Raw genomic sequence first — 25,223 nt, forward strand, 5'->3', positions numbered from 1 at the left:
CGGCGGCGAAGCCGCCGAAACGGCGGCGCCTACCGGGATGCGGTGAGGACTCCTTGTGCACAAGAGCCTCCGAGGTTGGGATGGTGTTGGGCCAGAGGGCTTTGAGACGTTTCAATGCCCCGCGCTCGTCTGGACACCCGACCAAGGTGCTTGGTCCCTGAGCGACGGGTCTCGCCGACGACGCGATGGGCTGGCCTGTCGCCCCAACTCAGCCGCGGTGGGTCGCGGTGACCGCAGGGGCGGTCACCGCGACCCGGCCGCTCACTTCTTGGTGGTGTACTTCAACTCGACAAAGGGAACAAGCTTTGCCTGCTTCGGTCCGAACTCGAGGTAGACCTGGTCGTTGTGCCACCACCTCGTATCCCTGCGGCGTTCCAGAGGTGCCTGTTCGGTGATGACTCCTCGGTCGAGCTGGACGTTGGCCAGTGCCGAGCTGTACTCGATAACGATCTTGTTCTGTCCGTCGACCAGGTAGTCGCTGACGTCCGCGACGGGCTTGGTCCAGCTGACCCCGCCGGTGTAGAGGTCCTTGCCGACCAAGGGGACCTGCCGGCCGGTGCCGTCGTCGATGGTGGGCTTGCCGACGCCGCCGACATCCTTTCGCACCTTCGTCGGGTTGGTGCTGACGCCGCCTCCGACCTTGCGGCCGTTGATCCAGACCTTCATGCCCTCTTCGAGCGTGTCGCCGAAGTCGAGGTAGGCGCCGCTGGCTGCCTTGGCGTCCCAGTGGAAGGTGGCCTCATAGCGGCCGGTGCCGGACACCGCCTTGCCAACCGTGGGGATGTTGTTCCAGGTCGTCAGCTTGTCCAGCTTCACGTTGATGGCGGTCTTGACCGTGGAGGTCTTGCGGTTGATGGTCGTCAGAGCTCCGATGGTCTCCGTGCGGACCAGGTCCCCAGCAGTGCTGTTGGGGCGCCAGGACTGCACGGTCAGGTCCCAGCCGGTGATGTCATAGGCGCCCGGGACGGTGACGGCGTCTTGGTATTGCTTGCCGTTGCTCAGCTTCGTCGTCACCTTCCCGCTGTCGATGGCGCGCACGGTCACGCCATTCCGAAGGGCATAGGACGACTCGGCGTTGGTGGAAACGATGTGCAGCTTTTCGTTGTTCACCTTCTGGAACGCCATCAGGGCGATGTTGTTGTAGTTGATGTCGATGGGGACCACGGTCTTGCCCTTGGCCCACTTGTAGTTTGCGAGCTCCGTTACCTTGCCGGTCCAGGCGTCGATGACGTACGGGATGAACTTGCCGTCCATTTCGATCTCGGTCTTGATGTTGGTGCCGTGGTCCTCGTTGCGGACGCTCGCCTTGTGACTCTTGTCGTGGTAGTCGTTGGGGCAGTAGTTGTAGACGTAGAGATAGCGGTTGCCGTCGCCGTCTTGCCTGGTCTGCGTGAGGAGCTGGTGGTTCTCCTGCGCATATCCGGCGTAGGGGTACACGCCCAGCTCCTGCAGCTTCTCCATGACGTTGTCGTCGTATCCGCCGGGAGCGGCGCTGAAGTAGTCGATGTTGTCGTTGACGGTCGCCGTCCTGACCCCGGGCAGCTTCTTCAGCTTGTCCATGACCTGCTTCAGCGCAGCGTCCTTGCCGTCGTTGAAAGGCGTCCGCGAAGCAGCGCCGCCCAGGATGACGACCTTCAGGCCCTTCCTGGCCCAGGCCAGAATCCTCTCGGCGGCAGCGAGATCCAGCCAGTCCTGATACAGCACGATGGCCTTGTACCCGGCCTGTTCGATGGTCTTGGTCTTCGGATCAAAGTAGACGTCGTCGTTGAACAGGAACCTGGGGTTGAAGTAGTCGTAGGTGTAGCCGTTGTCCTGCAGTTCAGTGGAGCGGTAGTACACACCCTGGTGGGCGTACTGCCAATTCATTCTGGAATTGTCGTTGCCGATATCGGCAAGGTACGCCACACCATGGATCCAGTTCTGGTGGACGAACCCGACATCGGTGCGGGACCTCCCCGTCTGCAGCAACTGTTGCACGCGACCCAGATGCGCATTGAACTCGTCATAATCCGCAGAGTCGGGATGCCGCGTACCAGGGTAGTTGAAGTCAGGTTGACTCTCGTTCGAACCTCTCGGACTGTATCCGGGCCAGGTGTAGTTGCCGTATCCGAAGTCCGCAGCCCAGACGTGCCAGACGATCCGCTGGAAACCCGCCGCGAACTCGGAGTAGGCATCTCGGAGCTTCAACTGGTGCGTGGAGTTGAAGGCCGGCAGCTGAGCTCCTGTCTCGCTGGAAAGCACCTTGTTCTGCAGCTTGGCGCCGCCGGTCCAGAGCCGGAAGATATCGACCTGGTTGTACTGGTTCAGGTTCTCCGCCTCGGGGTAGTCCACCGCCATGATGGGCTCGGAGATCTCGAGAGGCCTTCCGTACGAAATCTGCGCGCGGGTCTTGATGCCTACCGAGTTCAGCCACTCCTTCAGGGGCGTCAGCATCCGCTCCATATACAACTGGGTCAGGACGTCCTGGTAGTCGTTGACGATTCCCTGGCGGCGCTCTTCGGCACCATCGAGCCGGTAGGTCCCGGTAAGCCCTACCGAGTGGTAAGGGATATCCGGGATGGCGGCGACACCGCTGATCAGGAAGAGGTACGGCGTGATGTCGTAGCCCTTCTTCTTTCGGAACTGCTGGGCCATGTCCTCGGCCCACCAGGTGAAGCCGGTACCTGTGCTCATCTCCAGAGAGTCCATGAACAGCTGCACGTCGCCGTTTAGGATCTTCTGCCGCAGTACCGGATCACTCAGATAGTGCTGCTCCCAGAACTCCCGCAACGCCGCGACACCGCGCACGTCAAAGTAGTTCGTGGCATAGCTCGGCTGCACGGCGGGGCTGGAGGTCTGGTAGGTCCCCTGGGTCCACAGACCAAACACCCGGTAGGTCCCGTCGCCGGGCGCGGTCCAGTTCAGGTTCTGCGTCCACACGTCCGCACCCTGTGACAGATGGGGCGCCAGGTCGACCATGCTGCCAGGAGCGACCATGTTGCCCGAGACCACTCGGTAGGCATAGGCGGTCACGAACCTCGCCCCCGCCCTGCGGGCGTTTGCTGCAGGCGACGGCAAGACGGTCAGGCTCTGCCCCGCATCCACCGTCCCGGTGCCCAAGGTCAGGTTCTGCATTGCCGCCTGACTCGTCGGATCCAGGCCGGGCACATTCGAGGTGGCCCAGTTCGTACCAGAGGTCAGATAGACACTCATGCCCAGGTCCAGCAGCTTGTTCATCATTAGGCTCCACTTGTGAGCCCACATGGCAGAGCCATAGGCATAATCAGCGTCAGACGCAACGCTGTCATTCTGCATGCACAGCTCCACACCCCGGAACCCACCGTCATACAGAGCCTGGATCTGCTCCAGCAGAGTCTCGTCGGTGTGCGCCGCATCACCCAGCCACCACCGCACGTCTGTGCTGAACACCCGATCCGGATCGATGTACTTGCTCTCCAGATACTGCGCAAAAGCCGCACTATTGGTTGCCGCCGCAGCACTCACCGCAGCAGGCAGCCCCGCCGCGTCGGCCTGGCCGGATCCGACAACCCTACCGGCAACGACCAGTGCACCCGCCGCGGCCACTCCGCGCATAATGCCTCGGCGAGAGATGGGGCTGCCAACATCCAACCGCTTCGTCGTCATGTCACTCAACGCACTACCCTTCCAGTCCTCAATGGCCTTCCTGCTCCCCCGCTGACCCGGGCCAGGCACCGCCGAAGCCAGATTGCTACAGCCGCGAGGACACCGGTTGGCACCCCGTGCGCGATGAAACGTTTCATGCTGACGTTCGCAATGCTATGACAAGCGCCACACCCTTGGCAATCAGGCGACGCCAAAGTTGGCGATTCCTCGCCAACGCCCAAGCGGCTATAGCCGCCATGGACCCACCACCACAGAGGCCAATCGTCGCGTGACTTCCTCGAACATGCGAGATCCGATGACGTGGCCCGGATGGCTACCTCGGGCCTCCACCGCGCGAATTGCGTCAGATGAGGTCTCTGCGAACTGCCCACACCACTGCCTCGATGGGGCGCTGGACTCCGAGATGGCGACAGATGTTCTGCACGTGCCTACTGACGGTGCGGTGACTCAAATGCAGTTCGTCGGCAACTTGATGCAGGGTTGCTCCCCGCGCCAGCCGGGCAAGGATGTCGAGGTCGACGGCCGACAATGAGCCGGCCGACCCCGGGGCCTGATAAAGCTCGACCACAGGGCAGCCCCCTTTCGCGAGTGGAGTCCGGCGTAGTAGTGGAATGCTCGGCACCGCAACGGGATCAGCGCGCGGGGCAACTTGCCACCGTCATCCAGTCATTGATGGTCTTGGTGGGCAGGCCCATCAACAGTGCGCCCTCACAGCTTCTTCGGGGCTTGGCGGGGACTGGGCAGCGGCGGAGAGGGCTCAGGAGACCGGGCGCGACCACACGTCGGCGATCGACGGGTCGAAGTAGGCCGGGTCGTCCTGGTTCTCGAACCGGATCCGGACCGACCCGTCGGCGGCCGCGAGTGAGGCCGGGACGACCAGCTCGTAGGTCACCGTACCGGCACCGGCGGCGGAGCGCTCGAAGGTGCGCAGCAGCACCTCCTCACCGTCGACGTAGACCTTGTAGCGCTTGACCTGGGCGCGGTCGTAGGTCTCGACCGCGCGGACCACGAACGCCTCGCCCGGGGCCACGGCCAGGTCGAACTCGAACCACGAGAACGGCGTGAGGTGTCCGGCGTAGCGCCGGGTCAGTCCGGCCTCCGTGCTGGTTCCGGAGGACGGCGCCGCCGTCAGCCGGTGCGCCTGCTCGGACGAGGCATTGCCGAGGTCGACGTGGTCGAGGGCGTCGGTGACGTCCGGGGTGATCGCGACCCGGACCGAGCCGGTTCCGGTCGCGAGGATCTCGCCGTCGCGGACGAACCGCGCGGTGAGCGTGACGTCCTCGACCGTCTGGCGGGCGGCACGCGGGACGACCACGTCGAGGGCCACGCTGCGGGTCTGCCCGGCCGGGACCGTCAGGTCGGCCCCGGCGACCGGCTGCCATCCCTCGGGGAGGTCGAGCCGGAGCCGGCCGGATGTCGGGGCCCGGCCGACGTTGCGCACCGTCGCGGTGACCCTCGTGGACGCGCCGGGCCGCACCTCGGCCGGCTCGGCGGTGACCGACTCCACGACCACCGGCGACTGCACAGAGACCTCGAGCGGGCTACGCATGGTCAGGGTCGCGTCGGCGTACACGTAGGTCGCCTCGGCGTCTCCGCGCAGGGTTCCCGGTCGCTGCTGCTCGGGAACCGCCAGCTCCAGCCGGCCCTCGCCGGTGCCGCCGGGTGGCAACTGGTTAATCAGCCGCACCCAGGAGGGCGTGGTGGTCCAGCCCTCACCGAACCCGGTCAGCGAGGCACGGACGTTCACCACCCGTTCAAAGCCGTCGTTGGCCACGGCGAGCCGCACGGGGATCCGGTCCCCCGGCCGCAGCACGTCGGGACCGGCCTCGGCCTTCAGCGACAGGCCCAACAGGTCCGACGCCGCGGTCGACACGGCGGACATTGCCCGGTCGACCGCGGTGACGAGCTCCTCCAGGCCGGCGGCGTTCAGTTTCGCGAGGACGTCGGCCATCGACTCCAGCGCCAGGTGCGAGGCCGCCAGGTGACGGGCGGCCGCGCGGGTGTCGCCCGTGAGCAGGGCGGCGTGGGCGTCGCGGGCCTTGGCCTCGGAGGTGGCGGCCGCTGAGGACAGCCGCTGCGCCTGCCCGGGGTTGAGGTCGCCGGCCCGGCGGGCGGCGTCGACGAGGGCCGCGAGGGGCTGCGTCGCGTCGATCGCCGTCCCGACCAGGCCGAGCTGCTCGTCGGAGGCGAAGCGATAGTCACCGGAGCCGACGACCACCCGTACAACGCCGTCGGTGACGGTCACCTCGTGCACACCGGGAGCGTCCGCCACCGGCCGTCCGCCCTCGGATACGGCCCAGCGGCTGGCCCCCGGGACCTCGACCGTGGCTGTCGTGCCAACGGGGACGTGCACGTTGAGCGAGAGTCGGCGACCCTGCCGGCGCCAGTCGCTGGACACCGGGCCCCACGGGGTTTGCGTGGTCGCGGACGCGTGGTCGAGCTGACCGGTGACGGCCGGGGCGATCGTGACGTCGCGGTAGCCCGTCGTGGCAGAGGGCCGGATGCCGGCGACGTATTGGTAGTTCCAGTCGTCGAGGGTGCCGAGGAAGTAGTGGCCGACCGATCGAGCCTGCAGGGACCAGTGCTCCCAGACGGTGGTCGCGCCGTTCGCCAGCTTGTAGCCCCAGCTCGGATACGTCGTCTGGGTCGCCACACGGTAGGCCACGTCTTCGTGGCCGTACTGCGTGAGCACCGGCAGCAGGTACTTCGTGCCCAACGTTCCGGTGTCGAGGTGGTAGCCCCGCTCGACCACGTCCTGGGCGAGTCGGTCAGCGACTCGCTGGGCGACCTCCTCGTTCGGAGTGAGATTGAAGGCAAGCGCCAGCACGTTGTGGACCTGTCGGTAGCGGTTGGCATCCGCACCCTCGCCGCGATAGCGGTCCTGAGAGTTCTGGAAATAGACGTCGTTGAACGCCGTCTTGGTGGCGTCCGCCCTCGCCGCGAACTGCACGGCGTCGTTTTCCTTGTCCAGATGCTGCGCGACTCGCTCCATGGTGCGCAGCATGAGGTAGAGGTACGCCGTGCCGGACACGCGGTTGTCCTCGTCCGGCGCATGACCGCCGGCCGGGCTGCCCGTGGGCGACACCCAGTCACCGAGCCGGTTGCTGATCACGGTGCCGTTGGCTCGACGCTGGCTGTACTCCAGGTCGACGTAGCCCTTCATGCCGTCGTAGAGCTCGGTCATCACCCGGTCGTCGCCGCCGTACTGGTACAGCCAGTAGGGGATCATGATGTAGGCCGCGTGCCAGGGCTGAGACGGTCCCCATGCGCCCCAGTTGCCCGAGCTGGGTGCGATCACCATGGGGGCACCGGCGCGGGAACCGCTGACCTCCCGGGTCTCGTGGATGTCGCGCAGCCATTTGGCGAAGAGCTCGTGGGTGTCCATGTTCAGCATGAACATCTCGGCACCGACCGTGGCATCGCCGGTCCAGCCGTTCTTTTCGAACATCGGGGTGTCGGTCGGGATGTGGTGGATGTTGTTGTAGAGCGTGTTCACCACGATTTCGTGGACGCCGTTCAGGGTGCCGTTCGAGGCCTGGAACCTGCCGGTCTGCTCGGCGTCGGTGTTGACCCGCTTGGCGGTGAAGGCGCTCAACGGCGGCGGATCCTCGCCCGGCCAGCCCGTGACTTCGATGTACTTGAAGCCCTTGTAGGAGAACTTGGGCATCCAGGTCTCCGGCTCGCCGGTTCCGGCCAGCGTGAAGTAGTCGGTCTGGAGGCCGGCCTGGAAGCCACCGTTGTTGCTCATGTTGACGCGGCCGTTGGCCAGCAGCTTCTCCGCGTGAGCGGCCCGGATCGTGGTGCCCGCCGGGCCCTGGACGGTGTACTCGACCATGCCGGCGATGACGTTGGGGAACTCCACCACATAGACGCCCGGTGCAGGCTCGGTGATGCCGACGGCGGGGTAGGACCGGGTGATCCGGATCGGTTGCTGGCGCTGGTTCACCAGGACACCGCGCGGCCCGCTAGCGATCCTCGGGGCACTCCACGCGGAGTCGTCGAAGCCGGCGGAGTTCCAGCCCGGGACCGCGAAGCGCGCATCGTAGCGCTCACCGGCGTAGAGGTCGTCGAAGCGGGTCGGGCCCTCGTGGTAGGTCCAGGAGTCGTCTGTCACCACGCGCTTGGTGCTGCCGTCGGCGTAGTCGATGTGCAGGATGCCTCGGGCCATCGGCTCGTCACGCCAGGTCGGCCGCTCCCAGTTCCAGACGTTGCCGCCGGTCATCGCGAAGAATTCGCGGCCGAGCTCCATGCCGATCGCGTTCGGCCCCTCGACCAGCCGGTCGGTGACGTCGAACGCCGCGTACTGCACGGTGTCGTCGTAGTCGGCGAAGCCCGGGGAGAGCATGGCATCGCTGACGGGGGACCCGTTGAGGCTGACGTCGGCGTAGCCGCCGGCCGCGACGTAGTACGTCGCGTTGCGCACCGGCCTGTCGACGGCGAACTCCTTGCGCAGCAGCGGGGCAGCGGCTGGCGCAGGCGCCAGGATCGTGTTGATGGTCCCCACGAGTTCCAGTGAGCCGTTGGCGACTGTGCCGCCGCTGAACGGGTTGAAGCCGGTGGAGAAGTCGACGTCGGCCAGCACCCGGCTGTCCTCGGTCCGGGTCACCTTGACCGCGTGGGCCCGCGACCGCTCCGGCTGCCCGCTTGCGACGTCGGAGCGGAAGCCGATGAAGCCGCGCTGCATGTTGCCGGCCTGCGTGACGTTGCGCGATTCGACCTCGATCCCGTTGATGCGGGTGACCACGTGGACGCTGGACTGGTCGGTGCCGGGTCCCACGGTGACACTCAGCTTGTTTCTCTGCGTGGTGAGCTGGTTGACCGTCACTGCCGAGGAGATGTCAATGCCGGGGTTCGCCAGGAGGGTGTAGTTCCCGTTCACGCGACGGTGGGGGCGCAGGCGGGGCACGCCACCGTCGACGGAGACCTGCCACATCAGGGCGTTGTTGGGGTTCGGCGCGCGCACGAAGGCACCGAACGCGACGTGGTCGATGGTGAAATCGAACTCCGCGGTGTAGTTGTCCCACCCGACGAGTGGGTCGCCCGACGGCGGCCGCGCGCCGACCCACCTGCTGTGGCCCCAGTCGGTGGCGGTCATCAACCCGGTTCGGAACTGTGACGACCCGCTGGCCTTGCCTGCAGTGGTGATCACGTCGACCGTCCACTCGTACCCGGTCGTCGACTTTAGGGTCGGTCCGTCGTACTCCACGTCGAAGGACCGGTCGGACTCGACCGCCCCGCTGTCCCAGACGACGTCCCCTCCCGTGGTGATCCGCACGCGGTAGGACTCCTGGCGGACGTCGCGCTCCGTGGTGCTGATGATCCACGAGAACCGGGGACGGTCGAGGTCGATGCCGACGGGCTCGGGCTTGCGCTCGACCTTGAGGTCGACGAGCTTCACCCGATCACCCTCCGCCGGATCACCCTCCGCCGGCCGCGCGCTCGCGCTCGGTGTCGGTGCGCCGAGCCCGGTCAGGATCAGCGCCAGCACCATCAGCAGCACGCCGGCGAGACGACGGGATCTGTCGGATGTGTACGGCATGGGGGCCACCTTTGGCTGGACGCTGCTGGGCCGGTGAAACGTTATAGGGACAGTAGGCAAGACTTGTCGCAGCTCCAACTGGGTTCGGAAGAGATGGCCGCTTCCGGCCACCTCTATGAATTGAAACGCTCCAGAGTTTTTCACCACGTTGCGCCGCGGCGACGACGCCCTCCGCCCGCTCACCATTCAGGTCAGCCAGGGAACCCTTCTGCCAGGGGCACCCTCGACGGAGGGCAGTGGGGGCCGGGCGAACTCGTGCGCCGCGACGACGGACCGTGGCGCTGGCAACCACAGCACGGAGATACAGATGAGGAGCCTGCTGGATCTTCAGCTGGCCGGCTCGCGGGCATTGCGGGCGGCTTTCAGCGCTCTGGGCAGCCCTAATGCCGGTGCGCCGGCGGGTTCGGCCAGCCGGATCGGTCAGGGCAGCAGGATCACGTGCAAGTTGCGGGGCCCGTGCACGCCCTCCACCCGGTTGAGCTCGATGTCGCTGGTGGCGGACGGCCCGCTGATCCAGGTCAGCGGGCGGTGCGGGGACAGCCGGGCGAGCGCCTCGGGCACTCCTGCCACCACTTGGTCGGCCCGGACCACGCACACGTGTAGGTCCGGCAGGAGACTGAGGACCCGACGGCCCTGGTCGGGCGAGCCGTCGAGGACGACCGTGCCCGTTTCGGCGACCGCCACAGCTACGGCGGTGACGACCGCGTCCGCTGCGCCGATCTGCTCATTGGCGAGTCCGCCGTCGACCACGACGGTCACCGTCGAGGGCAGCCAGGCGGGCGGCAACCCGGGCGGTACGACGACGGTGGCTCCCGACGGCAGGATGCCGCTGATGGTGTCGGCGATGTCCGCCTCGGCGAGGCGGTGCACCTCTGCCCGGTAGTCGACCAGTCGGTCCACCAGTTGTTCGAGGTCCCGCATGCCCGCCCGGCGGTAGGCGCGGGGCACCTCGACGGACGCGCGTGCATCGGTGCCGAGGGCGGCGCGCAACCGACCGAGGACGAGTTCGCGGGCGGTCATCGCGTGGCCCACCAATCGCGGAAGGTCTGCGCCGGCGGGTCCGGCAGGTCACGGCTGGCAGTCCAGCCGTCAAGCGGCGGGGGTATACCACGCCCCCGCCGCCCGGCGAGCCGGCTCAGCCGCACGGCCCGCTGCGCCGCCTGGTACAGCCTGGGTCGATTCATCGTGTATGCCGCGGCCGCCATCGCCGTCGCCTCGCCTCGCGGATGGGGCGCCTGGTCACGCAGGTGCACCAGCAACTCCGGAATGTTGATTTTCACCGGGCAGGCGTCGTAGCAGGCCCCGCAGAGCGACGAGGCGTACGGCAGTGAGGAGTTGTCCGCCACGCCGGTGAGCTGCGGGGAGAGCACCGCGCCGATCGGGCCCGGGTAGACCGAGCCGTACGCGTGGCCGCCGGTGCGCTCGTAGACGGGGCAGACGTTGAGACAGGCGGAGCAGCGGATGCAATGCAAGGCCTGCCGACCGACCTCGTCGGCGAGGACCGCGCTGCGGCCGTTGTCGAGCAGCACCAGGTGGAACGCCTGCGGCCCGTCCCCGGGCGTGACACCGGTCCACATCGAGGTGTACGGGTTCATCCGCTCCCCCGTCGATGCCCGCGGGAGCAGTTGCAGGAATACCTCCAGGTCCCGCCAGGTCGGCACCACCTTCTCGATTCCCATGACGGTGATCAGAGTCTCCGGCAGGGTGAGGCACATTCGCCCGTTGCCCTCGGATTCCACTACGGCGAGGGTGCCGGTGTCCGCCACGGCGAAGTTGGCCCCGGAGATCGCCACCTTCGTGGTGAGGAACGTCTGCCGCAGGTAACGGCGGGCGACCGCGGCGAGCGCGGCCGGTTCGTCGGTGAGCGTGGAATCCACGCCGGGCATGGTCCGCAGGAAGATCTCCCGGATCTCGGCCCGGTTGCGGTGGATCGCCGGGACCAGGATGTGACTGGGCCGGTCGTCGCCAAGCTGCACGATCAGCTCGGCCAGGTCGGTCTCCACTGGTTCAATCCCGACGGCCTCGAGGGCCTCATTGAGCCCGATCTCCTGGGTGGCCATCGACTTGACCTTGATGACCCGACTGCCGCCGGTGGCGCGTACCAGATCGGTGACGATCCGGTTGGCCTCGTTCGCGTCGGCCGCCCAGTGCACCACACCACCGGCTGCGGTGACCTTCGCTTCGAGTTGCTCGAGCAGCTCTGGCAGGCGGGCCATGACGTCGGTCTTGATCGCGCTGCCGGCGGCCCGCAGCTCCTGCCAGTCCGGCACTTCGCCGATCACACCGGCCGACTTGGCCCGGATGGTTTTCGTGGCGTGCCCGAGGTTGCGGCGCAGCTGCGGGTCAGCCAGGCCGCGCCGCGCCGCGCTCGGGAACGGCTCCGCCCCGCGTAGATGCCCCACCCCAGGCGGAGCGGTCACCGGCATGCCGAGGAAGGTCCGCGTCACGGCCGCACCGCCCCTCGGTCCCCAGCGGTCTCGCTGTGCTCGGTCGAGGCCAGGATCTCCGCGAGGTGCACCGTCCGGACCCCGCTACGCAGCCGGGACAGCCCGCCGCCAATGTGCATGAGGCACGAGGAGTCCCCGGCGGTGCAGACGTCCGCGCCGGTGGACAGCACGTGATGCATCTTGTCCGCGAGCATCGCCGTCGAGGTGTCGGCGTTCTTCACCGCGAACGTCCCCCCGAACCCGCAGCACTGGTCGGCAGCCGGCAGCTCGACCAGGTCCAGGCCGCGCACCTCACGCAACAGCCGCAATGGCCGGTCCCCCACCCGCAGCATCCGCAGCGAGTGGCAGGTCGGGTGGTAGGTCACCCGGTGCGGGTAATACGCCCCCACATCGGTCACGCCCAGCACGTCGACCAGCAGCTCGGACAGCTCGTACGTCCGCCCCGCCACCGACTCGGCCCGGCTGGCCAGCCGCCGATCGCCGGCCCTGCTGGCCACCATTGCGTGCTGATGCCGCACTGACCCGACGCACGACCCCGACGGTGCGACGATCACGTCGTACGGATCGAACGTCCGCACGTGCCGGCGCACCAACGGCAACGCGTCCCGCTGGTAGCCGGTGTTGACGTGCATCTGCCCACAGCAGGTCTGCTCAGTGGGGAAAACCACCTCGTGACCGAGCCGCTCCAACAACGTCACCGTCGCCTTCGCCGCCTCCGGGAACATGGTGTCGGCCAGGCAGGTCACGAACAGCGCGATCCGCACATCACACCTCCACCCGCCGGGCAGCCGCCCGCCACGCGGCGGATTCGCCGTCGGGCTCGTAACGCACGATCTCCTGAGTCTGCCGCAACAACCGCCGCAGCGCGACCAGGTCGTCACCGACGACGTCCGCCGCGCGGGCCTGCACCAGCACGTTGCCGATCGCCGTGGCCTCCACCGGCCCGGCCAGCACGGGAAGGCCGCAGGCGTCCGCGGTGAGTTGGCAGAGCAGGGCGTTGCGCGCTCCGCCGCCGACGATGTGCACGGCGTCGACGTGCCGGCCGGAGAGTTCCTGGACCTGCTGCACCGCCCGACGGTGCGCCAACGCCAGGCTGTCGATGATGCACCGGACCACGGCGGCCGGCGACTCCGGCACCGGCTGACCGGTGCGGCGACACGCCTCGGCGATGCGGGCCGGCATGTCGCCCGGCGGCAGGAATGCCGGCTCGTCGATGTCGACCAGGCTACGGAAGGCGGGCTCGCGCGCAGCGGCGGCCAGCAGCTCGGGCAGGTTCGGGTCTCCCCAAGTGCGCAACGCTTCCTGCAAGGGCCACAGACCCATGACGTTGCGCAGGTAGCGGATGGTGCCGTCGACCCCGCCCTCGTTGGTGAAGTTCGCCCGACGGCTCGCCTCGGTGAGCACCGGCCGGTCCAGCTCGACGCCGACCAGCGACCAGGTGCCGCAGGAGATGTAGGCGAAGTGCTCGCCGGCGGCGGGCACCGCGACCACGGCGGAGGCGGTGTCGTGGGAGCCGACCGCCACCACGTCCGGCGTGCCGGGCAGGTCGAGCTCGGGCAGCGCCGGCCCGATCCGTGTGCCGGGCTCCCGCAGCGGCGCGAGGATGTTGGTACGGATACCCGCGTCGGCCATCATGTCAGTTGCCCAGACGCGCCGATTCAGGTCGTACAGCTGAGTGGTGGAGGCGTTGGTGACCTCGGCGCCGATCTCCCCGGTGAGCCAGTAGGCGATCAGATCCGGGATCATGAGCAACCGGTGGGCGGCGGCGAGTTGCGGCGAGTCGGCGGCCGCTACGAGTTGGTAGAGCGTGTTGAACGGCAGCTGCTGCAGGCCGGTGGTGGCGTAGAGCCGCTCGGCCCCGAGCCGTTGCGTCACCCGTTCCAGGACACCCTCGGTACGCGTGTCGCGGTAGTGGACCGGGTTGCCGAGCAGCGCGCCGGAGGAGTCGAGTAGTCCGTAGTCGACCGCCCAGGAGTCGACGCCGACGCTGGCGACCGGGCCTGCCGATCGCAGCCCGGCGAGCACGTTGCGGTAGAGGGCGAGAATGTCCCAGTGCAGCGTCCCGCCGATGCGCACCGGTTCGTTGGCGAACCGGTGCGCCACCACCAGGCGCAGGGCCTCCCGGCCGACCTGTCCGACCACGACCCGGCCGCTTGAGGCGCCGAGGTCGACGGCGGCGACCGCGACCTCGGCGGATCCGCGAGGTGTCGGCGGCAGGCCGGGCCGGGCCGCGGCCACGAGTCCGGCCGGCAGCTCGGCTCCGGCTGCCGGCTCGGGTCGTTGCGGCACCATCGTCACCGCAGGAAGGCGGCGGTGACGCCGGCGTCGACGGGAATGTGCAGGCCGGTGGTGTGCGACAGGTCGCCGGCGGTGAGGGCGAAGACCGCGTTGGCGATGTGCTCCGGCAGCACCTCCCGCTTGAGCAGGGTGCGCTGGGCGTAGAACTCGCCGAGCTTTTCCTCCGGTACGCCGTACACGGCCGCCCGGTCGGCGCCCCAGCCGCCGGCGAAGATGCCGGAGCCGCGGACCACCCCGTCCGGGTTGATGCCGTTGACTCGGACACCGTGCGCGCCGAGTTCGGCGGCGAGCAGCCGCACCTGGTGGGCCTGGTCGGCTTTGGCGGCGCCGTACGCGACGTTGTTCGGTCCGGCGAAGACCGCGTTCTTGCTGGCGATGTAGACGATGTCGCCGCCGATGCCCTGGGCAATGAGCACCCGGGCGGTCTCCCGGGAGACGAGGAAGGACCCCTTTGCCATGACGTCGTGCTGCAGGTCCCAGTCCCGCGCGGTGGTGTCCAGCAGCGACTTCGATAGCGATAGCCCGGCGTTGTTCACCACGAGGTCGACCCCGCCGAAGGCGAGCACCGCGGCCCGCACCGCCGCGCCGACCTGCTCCTCGTCGGTGACATCGAGGGGTACGGAGACAGCCAGGTCGGATCCGCCGATCTCGGCCGCGACGGTCTCGGCGGCGGCGGAGTCCCGGTCGGTGACCACGACGCAGGCACCCTCGGCGGCGAGCCGGTGGGCGATCGCCCGGCCGATGCCGGAGCCGCCGCCGGTGACCAGCGCGATCCGGGTCGCGAGGGGTTTGGGCTTGGGCATCCGCTGGAGCTTGGCTTCCTCCAGTGCCCAGTACTCGATGCGGAACTTCTCCGCCTCGTCGATCGGGGCGTACGTCGACACCGCCTCGGCGCCCCGCATGACGTTGATGGCGTTGACGTAGAACTCTCCGGCGACCCGGGCGGTCTGCTTGTTGGCGCCGAAGCTGAACATGCCGACGCCGGGCACCAGCACGATGGCCGGGTCGGCGCCCCGCATCGCCGGGCTGTCCGGGGTGGCGTGCCGCTCGTAGTAGGACCGGTAGTCGTCGCGGTAGGTGGCGTGCAGCTTCTTCAGCCGCGCGATGGTCTCCTCGAGTCCGGCGGTGGGCGGCAGGTCGAGCACCATCGGTCGGACCTTGGTCCGCAGGAAGTGGTCCGGGCAGGAGGTGCCTAGTGCGGCCAGCTCGGACATCCGCTCGCGGCCGACGAAGTCGAGCACCACGTCGCTGTCGGTGTAGTGGCCCACCTGTGCCCGGTCGGTGGAGGCGAGGCCACGCAGCACCGGGAAGAGGGCGGCGGCGCGAGCCCGGCGCTCCTCCTCGGGCAGCGGCTCGTACGTCAACTTTCCGAACGGCTCGGGGCGGCCATGCTCGGCGAGGTACGCGGCCGCGGTGGCGATGATCTCGCGGGAGTTGGCCTCGCACTCGTCGCTGGTGGCGCCCCAGGCGGTGATCCCGTGCCCGCCCAGGATGACGCCGATGGCCTGCGGGTTGGCCCGCTGTACGGCGGCGATGTCGAGGCCCAGCTGGAAGCCGGGTCGGCGCCACGGCACCCAGAGCACCCGGTGACCGAAGATTTTCCGGGTCAGCTCGGGCCCGTCGGCGGCGGTGGCGATCGCGATGCCCGAATCCGGGTGCAGGTGGTCGACGTGCGCCGCCTCGACCAGACCGTGCATGGCGGTGTCGATGGACGGCGCCGCCCCGCCGCGGCCGTGCAGGCAGTAGTCGAACGCGGCGACCATCTCGTCCTCGCGATCCACGCCGGGATAAACGTCGGCCAGGGACCGGAGCCGATCGAGCCGGAGCACGGCCAGCCCTCGCTCGGTGAGTGTCCCGAGGTCGCCGCCGGACCCCTTGACCCACAAGAGGTCGGTGGGCTCACCGGTCACCGGGTCGGTCTCCACGCCCTTGGCAGAGGTGTTGCCGCCGGCGTAGTTGGTGTTGGCCGGGTCGGCGCCAAGCCGGTTGCTGCGCGCCAACAGGTCGCGCACCGCGGAGTTCGTCATGGTTTCCTTCGCAGTTCTCAGGCCGGCACGGTCGGCGTGCCACGTCGTGTTCGGTCTGGCCGCCGCCTCGGGCATCGGCCGTCGTCCTCATCTATGAAACGTTTCATGCATCGGTTTGAGGTTAGGAAAAGATCTCTGGTGGCGTCAAGGGATCGTCACACCAGCCCTCGCCGGGCAGCCCACACCACTGCCTCGATCGGCGTATCGACATTCAGCCGCTGGCAGATCACCCGCACGCGGCGGCGGACGCTGCGTTCGGACAGGTGCAGCTCCACCGCGACGCTCGCGGTAAGCCGGCCCTCGGCGAGCAACGCGAGCACGGCGATCTCGTCATCCGTCAGCACGGCCGGCTCGACAGCCGGCGGGTCGTGAGGCACCTGGCAGTCCTTTCGCCCGGGGGACAAACGAAGGGAAACGGCCGCGGCACCGGTGGCCGGTCAGTCGACCTGTGTGGCCGGTGACCGGCCCGGCCGGTCACCGGACGTCAGGCACCCCAGCCCGCCTGCTTCCCGCCGACCCGCTCGGCCCTGACCCGCTTTAGGTAGCCGGACCGCTTGTAGGCCGCGACCGGGTCCGGATCCAGACCCATCTCCTCGCGCAACTCGCGCAGCAGCGGCCGGACATCGGTGTTGTAGGCGTCCATCAGTACGGCATTGGCCTCCAGCACGTCACCGTTGCGCTGGGCGTCGGTCAACGCCGCCACATCCACCAGCAGCGCCTTGGCGGTCGCCTCCTGGACGTTGAGCACCGACCGGATGACGGCCTGCACCTTCGGCTCGATGTTGTGGCACTGGTCGAGCATGAACGCGATGCCGTAGCTCGGACGCAGCGCGTCCGCCTGGACGATCTCGTGCATGATTCGGAACAGCTGGAACGGGTCCGCCGAGCCCACCATCAGGTCGTCGTCGGCGTAGAACCGCGAGTTGAAGTCGAAGGCGCCCAGCTTCCCGGCGCGCAGCAGGAAGGCCACGATGAACTCGATGTTGGTGCCCGGCGCGTGGTGGCCGGTGTCGATGACCACCTGCGCCCGCTCGCCGAGTTCGAGGCAGTGCGCGTACGCGGTGCCCCAGTCCGGCACATCGGTCATGTAGAACGCCGGCTCGAACAGCTTGTACTCCAGCAGGAGCCGCTGCTGGCCGGTCAGCCGGTTGTGCGCCTGCCGCAGCGCCTCCGCGAGCCGGTCCTGGCGCTCGCGGACGCTGTCCTGGCCGGGGTAGTTGGTGCCGTCGGAGAACCACAGCTTCAGATCACGCGATCCGGTGGCGTCCATGACGTCGACGCACTCCAGCAGGTGCCCGATCGCCTTGCGGCGCACCGCCGGGTCCGGGTTGGTGACCGAGCCCAGCTTGTAGTCGTCGTCCTGGAACACGTTCGCGTTGATCGTGCCCAGCTCGACGCCCTGCTCCTTGGCGTACCCGGCCAGCGCGGCGTAGTCGTCCACCCGGTCCCACGGAATGTGCAGCGCCACGGTCGGCGCGACACCGGTGAAACGGTGCACGGTCGCCGCGTCGGCCACCTTCTCGTACGGGTCGCGGGGCACGCCGTCCTGCGCGAACACCTTGAACCGGGTACCCGAGTTGCCGTACGCCCAAGACGGTGTCTCGATGCGCTGCTCACGCAGGCCATCGAGGACCCGTCTGCGCGTGGTCGGGTCGATCTCGGTCATTGTTGCTCCCCCAGTTGCTCTTCGAGATTGAAGATCTCGGTCAGGACGCGGAAACCGCGGTCGGGCCGTCCAGCGGGCAGATCGGCGAAGAACGGCGCCATCCCGCCTGCCATCGCGCGTTGACCTCGGTCGTTTCCATCGCCGCCTGCGCGGCGTCGAGGTCCTCGGTCAGGAAGCAGCCCACCAGCAGTCCGTCGTTCACGGAGAAAGAGTGAGTAGTCGTGCCAGCCCGCGCGCTTGAGCGCGACCAGCATGTCGGGCCACACGGCGGCATGGCGGCGCCGGTACTCCCCCAGCCGGTCCGGTCTGACCTGAAGGGTGAAGCAGATCCGGCGCACACCACACCTACCGATGACTCAGAAGTTAAATTCGTCGATGTTGGAGGCGTTGAACTCGAACGGGTCGCCCAGCAGGACCTCCCCGTTCGCGCCGACCGTGTACTCGCCGAGCTTGCCGGCGGTGAACGTCTCACCCTCCTTGCCGGTGATGATCCCGGAGGCCAGCGCCGCACCGGTGTACGCGGCAAGGTAGCCGAGGTCGGCCGGGTTCCACAGGGCGAAGGCCTTGACCGTGCCGTCCTTGACGTACTCGCGCAGCTGGTTCGGGGTGCCGAGGCCGGTCAGCTGCACCTTGCCCTTGTAGGACGAGCCGGAGAGGTAGCGCGCCGCGGCGGCGATTCCGACCGTGGTCGGGGAGATGATGCCCTTGAGGTTGGGGTACTTCGACAGCAGGCCCTGGGCCTCCTGGAAGGACTTCTCGTCCTGGTCGTCGCCGTAGACGGTGGCCACCAGCGTGAGCTTGCTGTACTCCGGCTTGGCCAGCTCGGTCTTCATCAGCTCGATCCAGGCGTTCTGGTTCGTCGCGTTCGCCGTCGCCGAGAGGATGGCGATCTCGCCGCCCTCCGGCCCGACCGCGTCGGAGATCAGCTTGATCTGCGCCTGGGCGATGCCCTCCGAGGTGGCCTGGTTGACGAAGGCGTCCCGGCACTCCGGCTTGGTGTCGGAGTCGTAGGTGACGATCTTCGCCCCGGCGGTCTTGGCCTCCATCAGCGAGCCACAGACGGCATCCTGGTCGTTCGCCGCGATGATGATGACGTCGGTGCCCTGCTGGGACAGCGTATTGATGTACGACACCTGCGCCGACGGGCTCGCCTCGGACGGCCCGGTCTGGGCATACTGGCCCTTGAACTCCTCGACCGCCGGCTTGCCGCCCTTGTTGTCCGAGGTGTCGAAGTACGGGTTGTTGACCTGCTTGGGCAGGAAGGTGACCTTGAGACCTTCCTTGATGGTGCCGGCGGCGTTGCCGGTGTCGCCGGTGTCCGTGCCGCCGCCGGTGTCCTCGGCGCAGGCGCCCAGGGTGAGGGCGACGGCGGCCAGCGCCGCGGTAGCGACAATGCGGATACGTCGGATTCTCATGATGATGTCCTTTCCAGTGGGGTGGTGACGGGCCGGCGCCGACGTAGCCGCTCGCGCGCCATCCGCACGAGGTTCGGTCCGACAACCGAGAGAATGAGCAGGGTTCCGGTCACGATGGTCAGCGCGTTCGCCGGCACATCGGCCAGTTGCAGCGCGTTGCGGAGGACGCCGAGCAGGGCCACCGCCGCGAGGACTCCGACGAGACCACCGCGACCACCGAAGATGGAGACGCCGCCGAGCAGCACGGCAGCCACCACCGCCAGCTCCAGGCCGGTCGCGTTGTCGGCGCGGGCACTGGCGAACCGGAACGTCCAGAACACACCGGCCAGCGCCGCCATGGCTCCGGTGGCAACGAAGAGCCAGAACTTGGTGCGCAGCACCGAGATCCCGGCAAAGGTCGAGGCCTCGGCGTTGTTGCCGATCGCGTAGAGCGAGCGGCCGATCGGGGTGAGGTACAGCACCACGCCGAACACGACGGCGAGGGCCGCCAGGACCAGCACGAACCAGGGAATGACCGTGCCGGGGATGGGGGCGACGGCGTTCTGGGTCCAGGCCGGCGGATAGTCGGCGATCGCCCGGTCTCCGAGAACGACGTACGCCAGGCCGCGGTAGAGGGCGAGTGTGCCGATGGTGACGGCCAACGACGGCAGACCGAAGACGGTGATGAAGACGCCGTTGACCGCCCCGAGCACGGCGCCCAGCAGCAGGCTCAGCACGATCAGCACCGGCAGCGACGTGACGCCGAGATACCAGAGCTGGCCGAGCACCGAGCAGGTCAAGCCGACCGTGCTCGCCACCGACAGGTCGATCTCGCCGGTGATGATGACCAGCGTCATCGGCAGCGCGATCAGGGCGATCGGGATCGCCTCCAGCACCACGAACCGGTAGAAGCGCGGGCTCCCGACGCCCTCGATCGTGGCGGTGGCGACGAGCACCACGAGCAACAGCGCGAGGATGAGGATGGCGTCCCAGGAGCCAAGCAGGCGACGCCACCCGGGCGGCCCGGCCGACCCGGTGCGGGCCGGCTTGACGAGGGTGTCAGTTGCCACGGGTCTTGCCTCCTCGCAGACGACGTGCCATGCGGACGGCGAGCGCCCGGTCGAGCCCGATGGCGGTCAGGATGAGCGCGCCGACGGCGGCGCGCTGCCAGAACGGGGTGACCCCGAGGACCGGCAGGGCGCTGCCGATCGTGGTCAGCAGGACGGCGCCGAGGGCCGCGCCGTACACCGAGCCGCTGCCGCCGAAGATTGCCACGCCACCGACCACCACGGCCGCGACGACGTTGAGCTCGATACCGAGGCCGGCGTTGGCGTCGAGGGTGCCGAAGCGCGCCGCGTAGAGCACCCCGGCGAGTCCGGCGAGCGCGCCGCTGGTCACGAAGGCGAAGAAGACGCGGCGGCCCACCGCGATGCCGGACAGCCGGGCAGCGTCCGGATCTGATCCGATCGCGTAGAGCTCGCGACCACTGCGGTAGTTGCGCAGCAGGTAGCCGGCCGCGACAACAACCGCGATCGCGAAGAGCGCGAGCACCGGTACCCCGAGGATCGTGGCGGTGCCCATCTGCAGGAAGCCGCGCGGCATGTCGGCGGCGTTGATCTGTCGTCCGGTCGCCCAGGTGTAGTCGATGCCGCGGAACACGTACAGCGTGCCGAGTGTGACCACCAGCGCCGGTACGCGCGCCGCGGCGATCAGTCCGCCGTTGACGGCGCCGCAGAGTGCCCCCAGCGCTACACCGATCAGGATCGCCACCGGGATCGGTGTGCCGGGGTTGGCGACGAACAGCGACCCGGTGGCGAACGCGGCCAGGCCGAGGATCGAACCGACCGACAGGTCGACGTTGCGGGTGATGATCACGATGGCCTGCCCGACGGCGAGGATCGCCAGGATGGTCGAGCTGAGCAGCAGGTCCTTGATGTTCTGTGCGGAGAGGAACCGCTGGTTGACGCCGAAGGTCACCGCGATCAGCAGCACCAGCGCGAGCAGAATGCCCAGCTCGCGCACGACGAACAGCCGGTGCGCCAGGCGAGCACTGGACTCCGGCTTCGACTCGGTACCGTCGGACGTCGCGGCGGCCTCTGGTCGTACGTTTGCCGTCGTCATGCGGCGGCCTCCCGCTGCCCGGTCGCGGCGAACATGACGCTCTCCTCATCGGCCTGGTCCCGGGGGATGTCGGCGACCAGTCGGCCCTCGTGCATGACGAGCACCCGGTCAGCCATGCCGAGCACCTCCGGCAGTTCACTGGACACCATCAACACCGCCACGCCCTCGGCGGCAAGCTGGGAGAGCAGCCGGTGCACCTCGGACTTCGTGCCGACATCAATGCCCCGCGTCGGCTCGTCGATCATGAGCACCCGCGGCGCGGTGGAGAGCCACTTGGCCAGCACGACCTTCTGCTGGTTGCCGCCAGAGAGGGTGGACACCGGGTCGCTGTTGCGCGCGGCCTTCACCTGCAACCGCCGGGCCCATTCCGCGGCCGAGCGCCGTTCGCTAGCGCCGAACAACAGCCCGAGCCGGCTCAGTGCCCACCGGCGCGGCAGCGTGGCGTTGCGCTCGATGGACAGCTCCATCACCAGTCCCTGCTGACGGCGGTCCTCGGGCACGAGCGCCAGGTCGGCGGCGATCGCCGCCGACGGATCACCCGGCCGCAGCCGCCGGCCGTCGACGCGTACTTCACCGGCGTCGTACCGGTCGATGCCGAAGACCGCTCGGGCCACCTCGCTGCGGCCCGCGCCGACCAGGCCGGCGAGCGCGACGATCTCGCCGCCGCGCACGGTGAAGGAGACGTCCTCGAAGTAGCCATGGCGGGTCAGCCCGTCGACCTCCAGGCGTACCTCACCCGGTTCCGTCGGCACCTTCGGAAACAGCGCGGAGATGTCCCGGCCGACCATGGTGCGGACGACGCCCTCGACGGTCAGGTTGCCGATCTCGTCGGTGGCGATCCAGCGGCCGTCGCGCATGACGGTGATTCGCTGGCAGAGCGAGAACACCTCGTCGAACCGGTGCGAGATGAACAGGATCGCCGCGCCGTTGTCGCGCAGCGAACGGGCCACGGCGAAGAGCCGCTCGACCTCGACGCCGGAGAGCGCCGCGGTCGGCTCGTCCATCACCACGACCCGGGCGTCGAAGGAGAGCGCCTTGGCGATCTCGACGAGTTGTTGGTCGGCGATGGACAAGCCGCGGGCCGGCCGGTCCGGGTCGATCCGCACACCGAGCCGCGCGAACAGCTCGTTGGTGCGCTCGCGCATGGCCGAGGCGTCGATGCGGCGCAGCCCCTTCAGTGGCTGTCGCCCCATGAAGATGTTCTCCGCGACCGACAGGTCAGGAAAAAGGGTGGGCTCCTGGTAGATGACGGCGATGCCTGCCGCGCGGGCGTCGGCCGGGCTGCCGAAGGCGACCGGCTGGCCCTCGAGCGACACGATCCCCGCGTCCGGCGAGTGCACGCCGGCCAGGATCTTCACCAATGTAGACTTACCGGCGCCGTTCTCGCCGACCAGCGCGTGCGCCTCGCCGGCGTACAGTTCCAGCCGGGCGTCGCGCAATGCGGCGACTGCACCGAACGACTTGTCCACACTCTTCAGCGCCAGGACCGGAAGCACGTGGCCCCCTCACGATTTGTAGTAGTAGCGGCGCAGCAACCGGGGTTGTAGTGAAACGTTTCACAGGTGGCAGTGACTTTAGGCGGCGGCCCCATACGGGTCAAGGTTTTCCGGCCGGTTACCAACTCGTTATCCTGGACCGCCTCCACCCCATCGGCGGCGTGTCCTGATCCGGCCACGTTCGCCCCATCCACACCACAGCGGTCGTCACCGCTGGTACCTTTCACCGCGCGGAACGGAATCAACCGCCGGCCGCCGGTCACCACAGGCTTGAGGGAGAGATGGCCGCCGCCAACATCAAACAAGTGGCGAAGCACGCGGGTGTGTCGCTCGGGACCGTCAGCAACGTGCTCAACCGGCCCGACCTCGTCTCCCCGGCCACCCGCCAGAAGGTGCTCGACGCCATCACCGAGCTGGGATACGTCCGCAACGACTCCGCCCGTCAACTACGCGCCGGGCGCAGCCGTACCGTGGCGATCCTGGTCCTCGACGTGTCGAACCCGTTCTTCACCGACGTCGTCCGCGGCGCGGAAGCGGTGGTCGAGAAAGCCGGCGGGATGTTGATCGTGTGCAACAGCGGTGAAGACCCACGGCGGGAGCAACGCAACCTCGACATGCTCGAGGAGCAGCGCGTGCAGGGCCTGCTCGTGACCCCCGTCTCCGACGGTCGGCACCCACGGCTGGACGCGTTCGTCAAGCGGGGCATTCCGGTGGTGCTCGTCGACCGGGGCTCCGGGCACCCGAGTCGATGCTCGGTCGCCGTCGACGACGTCGCCGGAGGGCGCTTGGCCGCCGAACACCTCGCCGAGCGGGGACACGAACGGATCGGGTTCGTTGGCGGCCCGGTCACGATCCGCCAGGTGGCCGACCGGCACCACGGTGCCGCCGCCGCGCTCGCCGACCGCGACACCCCGCATGACCTCCAGCTCTTCACGACACCGAGCCTGTCCGTCGACGCCGGTCGGCAGGCCGCCGACGAACTGGCGGCACTCGCCGCCGGGGAACGGCCCACGGCGGTCTTCTGCGCCAACGACCTGCTCGCGCTCGGCGTGCTCCAAGGTCTGACCGCGCACGGGCTGCGAGTGCCCGAGGACGTCGCCATCGTCGGCTACGACGACATCGAGTTCGCCGCTGCGGCGGCCGTACCCCTGAGCTCCGTACGGCAGCCCCGAGCCCAGTTGGGCCGCACCGCCGCCGAACTTCTCCTCGAAGAGTCCATGAACGACGGCAATCATCAGCATCGCCACGTCATGTTCCAGCCCGAACTGGTGATTCGGGTTTCCAGCGACCGCTACCGCTGAACCCGCGACCCGGGAACGAGCCGGGCCGGGAACAGCCATCGCGCTGGCGCTGGCCCGGGGCACCTGCGTCGAGCCACGCGCCAAGTCACCGCCGCTGCGCCGCCGACTGGGCCGCTGGGTTTCCTTGTTGATGCTGGAGCGCGACCCGTGCAAGGTGTTGACGTCCAGCCATCCCTGCACCTCGGCTCGGCCGAGGTACCAGCCCAGGAACTCCGGCGTGACCCCCCGAACCCGGGCGCACCCGTATGCAGGTGTCGCCCATCAGCCAACCGGCTACCTTCCCGGTGACGGTGCCGAACCGTTTCGTATCACCCACCCGGACCAGCAGGATGTCTCCGCGCTGCAACTGGTAACGGTCCAGCCGCCGAACGGTCCACTCGCTCACCCGCTTCTTCGGGTCTGGTGCGATGCCACCGTCGCGGATGCCTCCGGCCATGACCATCGGAACGCCCTCCGGCAGGTGGCCCGAGTCGCGCAACCGGGTACCCGATGGGCCGGGTTTGGATCTCACATCGCTGACCCAATGGGCCCACCCACCAGTCGGCGGGCACCGCACCGATGAGACTGTCCCTGGTCGTTCCCGCCCCGGGAGACGGAGGCGCTGCTGGCGTATGACTTCATCGAGACGATCACGCTGACCGGAGCACGGGTATACGCGCTGACGGCGTCGAGCACCTCAGCCCTCGGATTCGGATCCGGGATGCTGCCGCTACGCGACCACCCTACGAGTAATGCAGAACAACCGAAACCTTCGTGATGGACCTCGAGGATGCCGGTTGCCGCGCCAAGCACCTCATCCGTAACCGGGACGGACCGCATTCGTTTTGCCCGAAAATAGTCCGTCGTTAAGAGGTCCAACGACGATCACAACTCCGCCGATGCAGTACGCCCACCAGGCGATTTTCAATGGAGGCAACCAAGACCGGCTCGCTAAACCACCCGAGTTAAGGGTTCCAGCAGCGCCCCACACGACACCACATCGAGCTAAAACGATACATTGAGGGTATCCGCGAGCTTCTGACCTGCGGAAACCCTCTCGCTGTCGGGACGGCCGGATTTGAACCGACGACCCCTTGTTACGGAACGTAGCCATCCCAGACTTGTCGCCGCTTGCCACAAATGGGCATTGACCTGCAGAGACAGTGTCGATCACTAGTCTTGCCTTGTCACTGATTGTCAATCATCAGCCGGGGTTTTCGGGGGGTAAATGGGGGGCGCTGTGGGGCCATGCCCGCCACGTAATCGGCGATCTCGCCGCGCCCCGAAAATCTCCGAATACCGAAACCATTGGGACCGATTCAGGACGAACG

The 25,223-nt window shown here is 68.2% G+C and carries 16 protein-coding genes; 1 reads left to right on the forward strand and 15 read right to left on the reverse strand.

The features are described from left to right. Positions 1–261: 261 nt before the first annotated feature. The 15 genes from Vqi01_RS20600 to Vqi01_RS20670 form a co-directional block, all read right to left on the reverse strand. Positions 262–3,624 (reverse strand): glycosyl hydrolase, encoded by a 3,363-nt coding sequence (locus Vqi01_RS20600; RefSeq protein WP_204036461.1) that lies wholly within the window; start codon positions 3,622–3,624, stop codon positions 262–264. A 343-nt stretch (positions 3,625–3,967) separates the two neighbouring features. Further along, complete coding sequence (locus tag Vqi01_RS31640; RefSeq protein WP_372444386.1) at positions 3,968–4,246, reverse strand: response regulator transcription factor; 279 nt, start codon at positions 4,244–4,246, stop codon at positions 3,968–3,970. A 135-nt stretch (positions 4,247–4,381) separates the two neighbouring features. Beyond that, on the reverse strand, positions 4,382–9,163 hold the full coding sequence (locus Vqi01_RS20610) for a family 78 glycoside hydrolase catalytic domain (RefSeq protein WP_204036463.1): 4,782 nt from the start codon (positions 9,161–9,163) through the stop codon (positions 4,382–4,384). Between the two features lie 420 nt (positions 9,164–9,583). Next, positions 9,584–10,183, reverse strand: coding sequence for a LutC/YkgG family protein (locus tag Vqi01_RS20615; protein ID WP_204036464.1), 600 nt, complete (start codon positions 10,181–10,183; stop codon positions 9,584–9,586). Next, positions 10,180–11,589: a LutB/LldF family L-lactate oxidation iron-sulfur protein gene (locus Vqi01_RS20620; protein ID WP_204036487.1), complete on the reverse strand. Its 1,410-nt coding sequence runs from the start codon at positions 11,587–11,589 to the stop codon at positions 10,180–10,182. The genes Vqi01_RS20615 and Vqi01_RS20620 overlap by 4 nt, the downstream gene beginning before the upstream one ends. 17 nt (positions 11,590–11,606) lie before the next feature. After that, complete coding sequence (locus Vqi01_RS20625) at positions 11,607–12,374, reverse strand: (Fe-S)-binding protein (RefSeq protein ID WP_204036465.1); 768 nt, start codon at positions 12,372–12,374, stop codon at positions 11,607–11,609. Position 12,375: 1 nt separating this feature from the next. Then, positions 12,376–13,902, reverse strand: a complete 1,527-nt coding sequence (locus Vqi01_RS20630; RefSeq protein WP_204036488.1) for a rhamnulokinase — start codon at positions 13,900–13,902, stop codon at positions 12,376–12,378. A 2-nt stretch (positions 13,903–13,904) separates the two neighbouring features. Then, on the reverse strand, positions 13,905–15,935 hold the full coding sequence (locus Vqi01_RS20635; protein WP_204036466.1) for a bifunctional aldolase/short-chain dehydrogenase: 2,031 nt from the start codon (positions 15,933–15,935) through the stop codon (positions 13,905–13,907). Between the two features lie 155 nt (positions 15,936–16,090). After that, entirely contained in the window at positions 16,091–16,312 is a 222-nt protein-coding gene (locus Vqi01_RS20640) for a LuxR C-terminal-related transcriptional regulator (protein ID WP_204036467.1), read from the reverse strand. Positions 16,313–16,419: 107 nt separating this feature from the next. After that, a complete protein-coding gene (gene rhaI / locus Vqi01_RS20645) occupies positions 16,420–17,601 on the reverse strand; it encodes an L-rhamnose isomerase (RefSeq protein WP_204036468.1) in 1,182 nt (393 codons plus the stop codon). Further along, the gene (locus tag Vqi01_RS31645) at positions 17,598–17,939 is read right to left on the reverse strand and encodes an L-rhamnose mutarotase (protein WP_372444388.1); all 342 of its coding nucleotides are present in this window, start codon (positions 17,937–17,939) and stop codon (positions 17,598–17,600) included. The genes rhaI and Vqi01_RS31645 overlap by 4 nt, the downstream gene beginning before the upstream one ends. Before the next feature lie 18 nt (positions 17,940–17,957). Beyond that, complete coding sequence (rhaS, locus tag Vqi01_RS20655; RefSeq protein WP_204036469.1) at positions 17,958–19,016, reverse strand: rhamnose ABC transporter substrate-binding protein; 1,059 nt, start codon at positions 19,014–19,016, stop codon at positions 17,958–17,960. After that, positions 19,013–20,065, reverse strand: a complete 1,053-nt coding sequence (locus tag Vqi01_RS20660) for an ABC transporter permease (protein ID WP_239098536.1) — start codon at positions 20,063–20,065, stop codon at positions 19,013–19,015. Before Vqi01_RS20660 ends, rhaS begins: the two co-directional genes overlap by 4 nt. Further along, entirely contained in the window at positions 20,055–21,116 is a 1,062-nt protein-coding gene (locus Vqi01_RS20665) for an ABC transporter permease (RefSeq protein WP_204036470.1), read from the reverse strand. The genes Vqi01_RS20660 and Vqi01_RS20665 overlap by 11 nt, the downstream gene beginning before the upstream one ends. Next, the gene (locus Vqi01_RS20670; RefSeq protein ID WP_204036471.1) at positions 21,113–22,612 is read right to left on the reverse strand and encodes a sugar ABC transporter ATP-binding protein; all 1,500 of its coding nucleotides are present in this window, start codon (positions 22,610–22,612) and stop codon (positions 21,113–21,115) included. The genes Vqi01_RS20665 and Vqi01_RS20670 overlap by 4 nt, the downstream gene beginning before the upstream one ends. 305 nt (positions 22,613–22,917) lie before the next feature. On the opposite strand from Vqi01_RS20670, the gene Vqi01_RS20675 reads away from it, so the two are divergent. Beyond that, the gene (locus Vqi01_RS20675; RefSeq protein WP_239098537.1) at positions 22,918–23,913 is read left to right on the forward strand and encodes a LacI family DNA-binding transcriptional regulator; all 996 of its coding nucleotides are present in this window, start codon (positions 22,918–22,920) and stop codon (positions 23,911–23,913) included. Positions 23,914–25,223: the final 1,310 nt, after the last annotated feature.

The organism is Micromonospora qiuiae, from assembly GCF_016863555.1.
Taxonomy (GTDB): domain Bacteria; phylum Actinomycetota; class Actinomycetes; order Mycobacteriales; family Micromonosporaceae; genus Micromonospora; species Micromonospora qiuiae.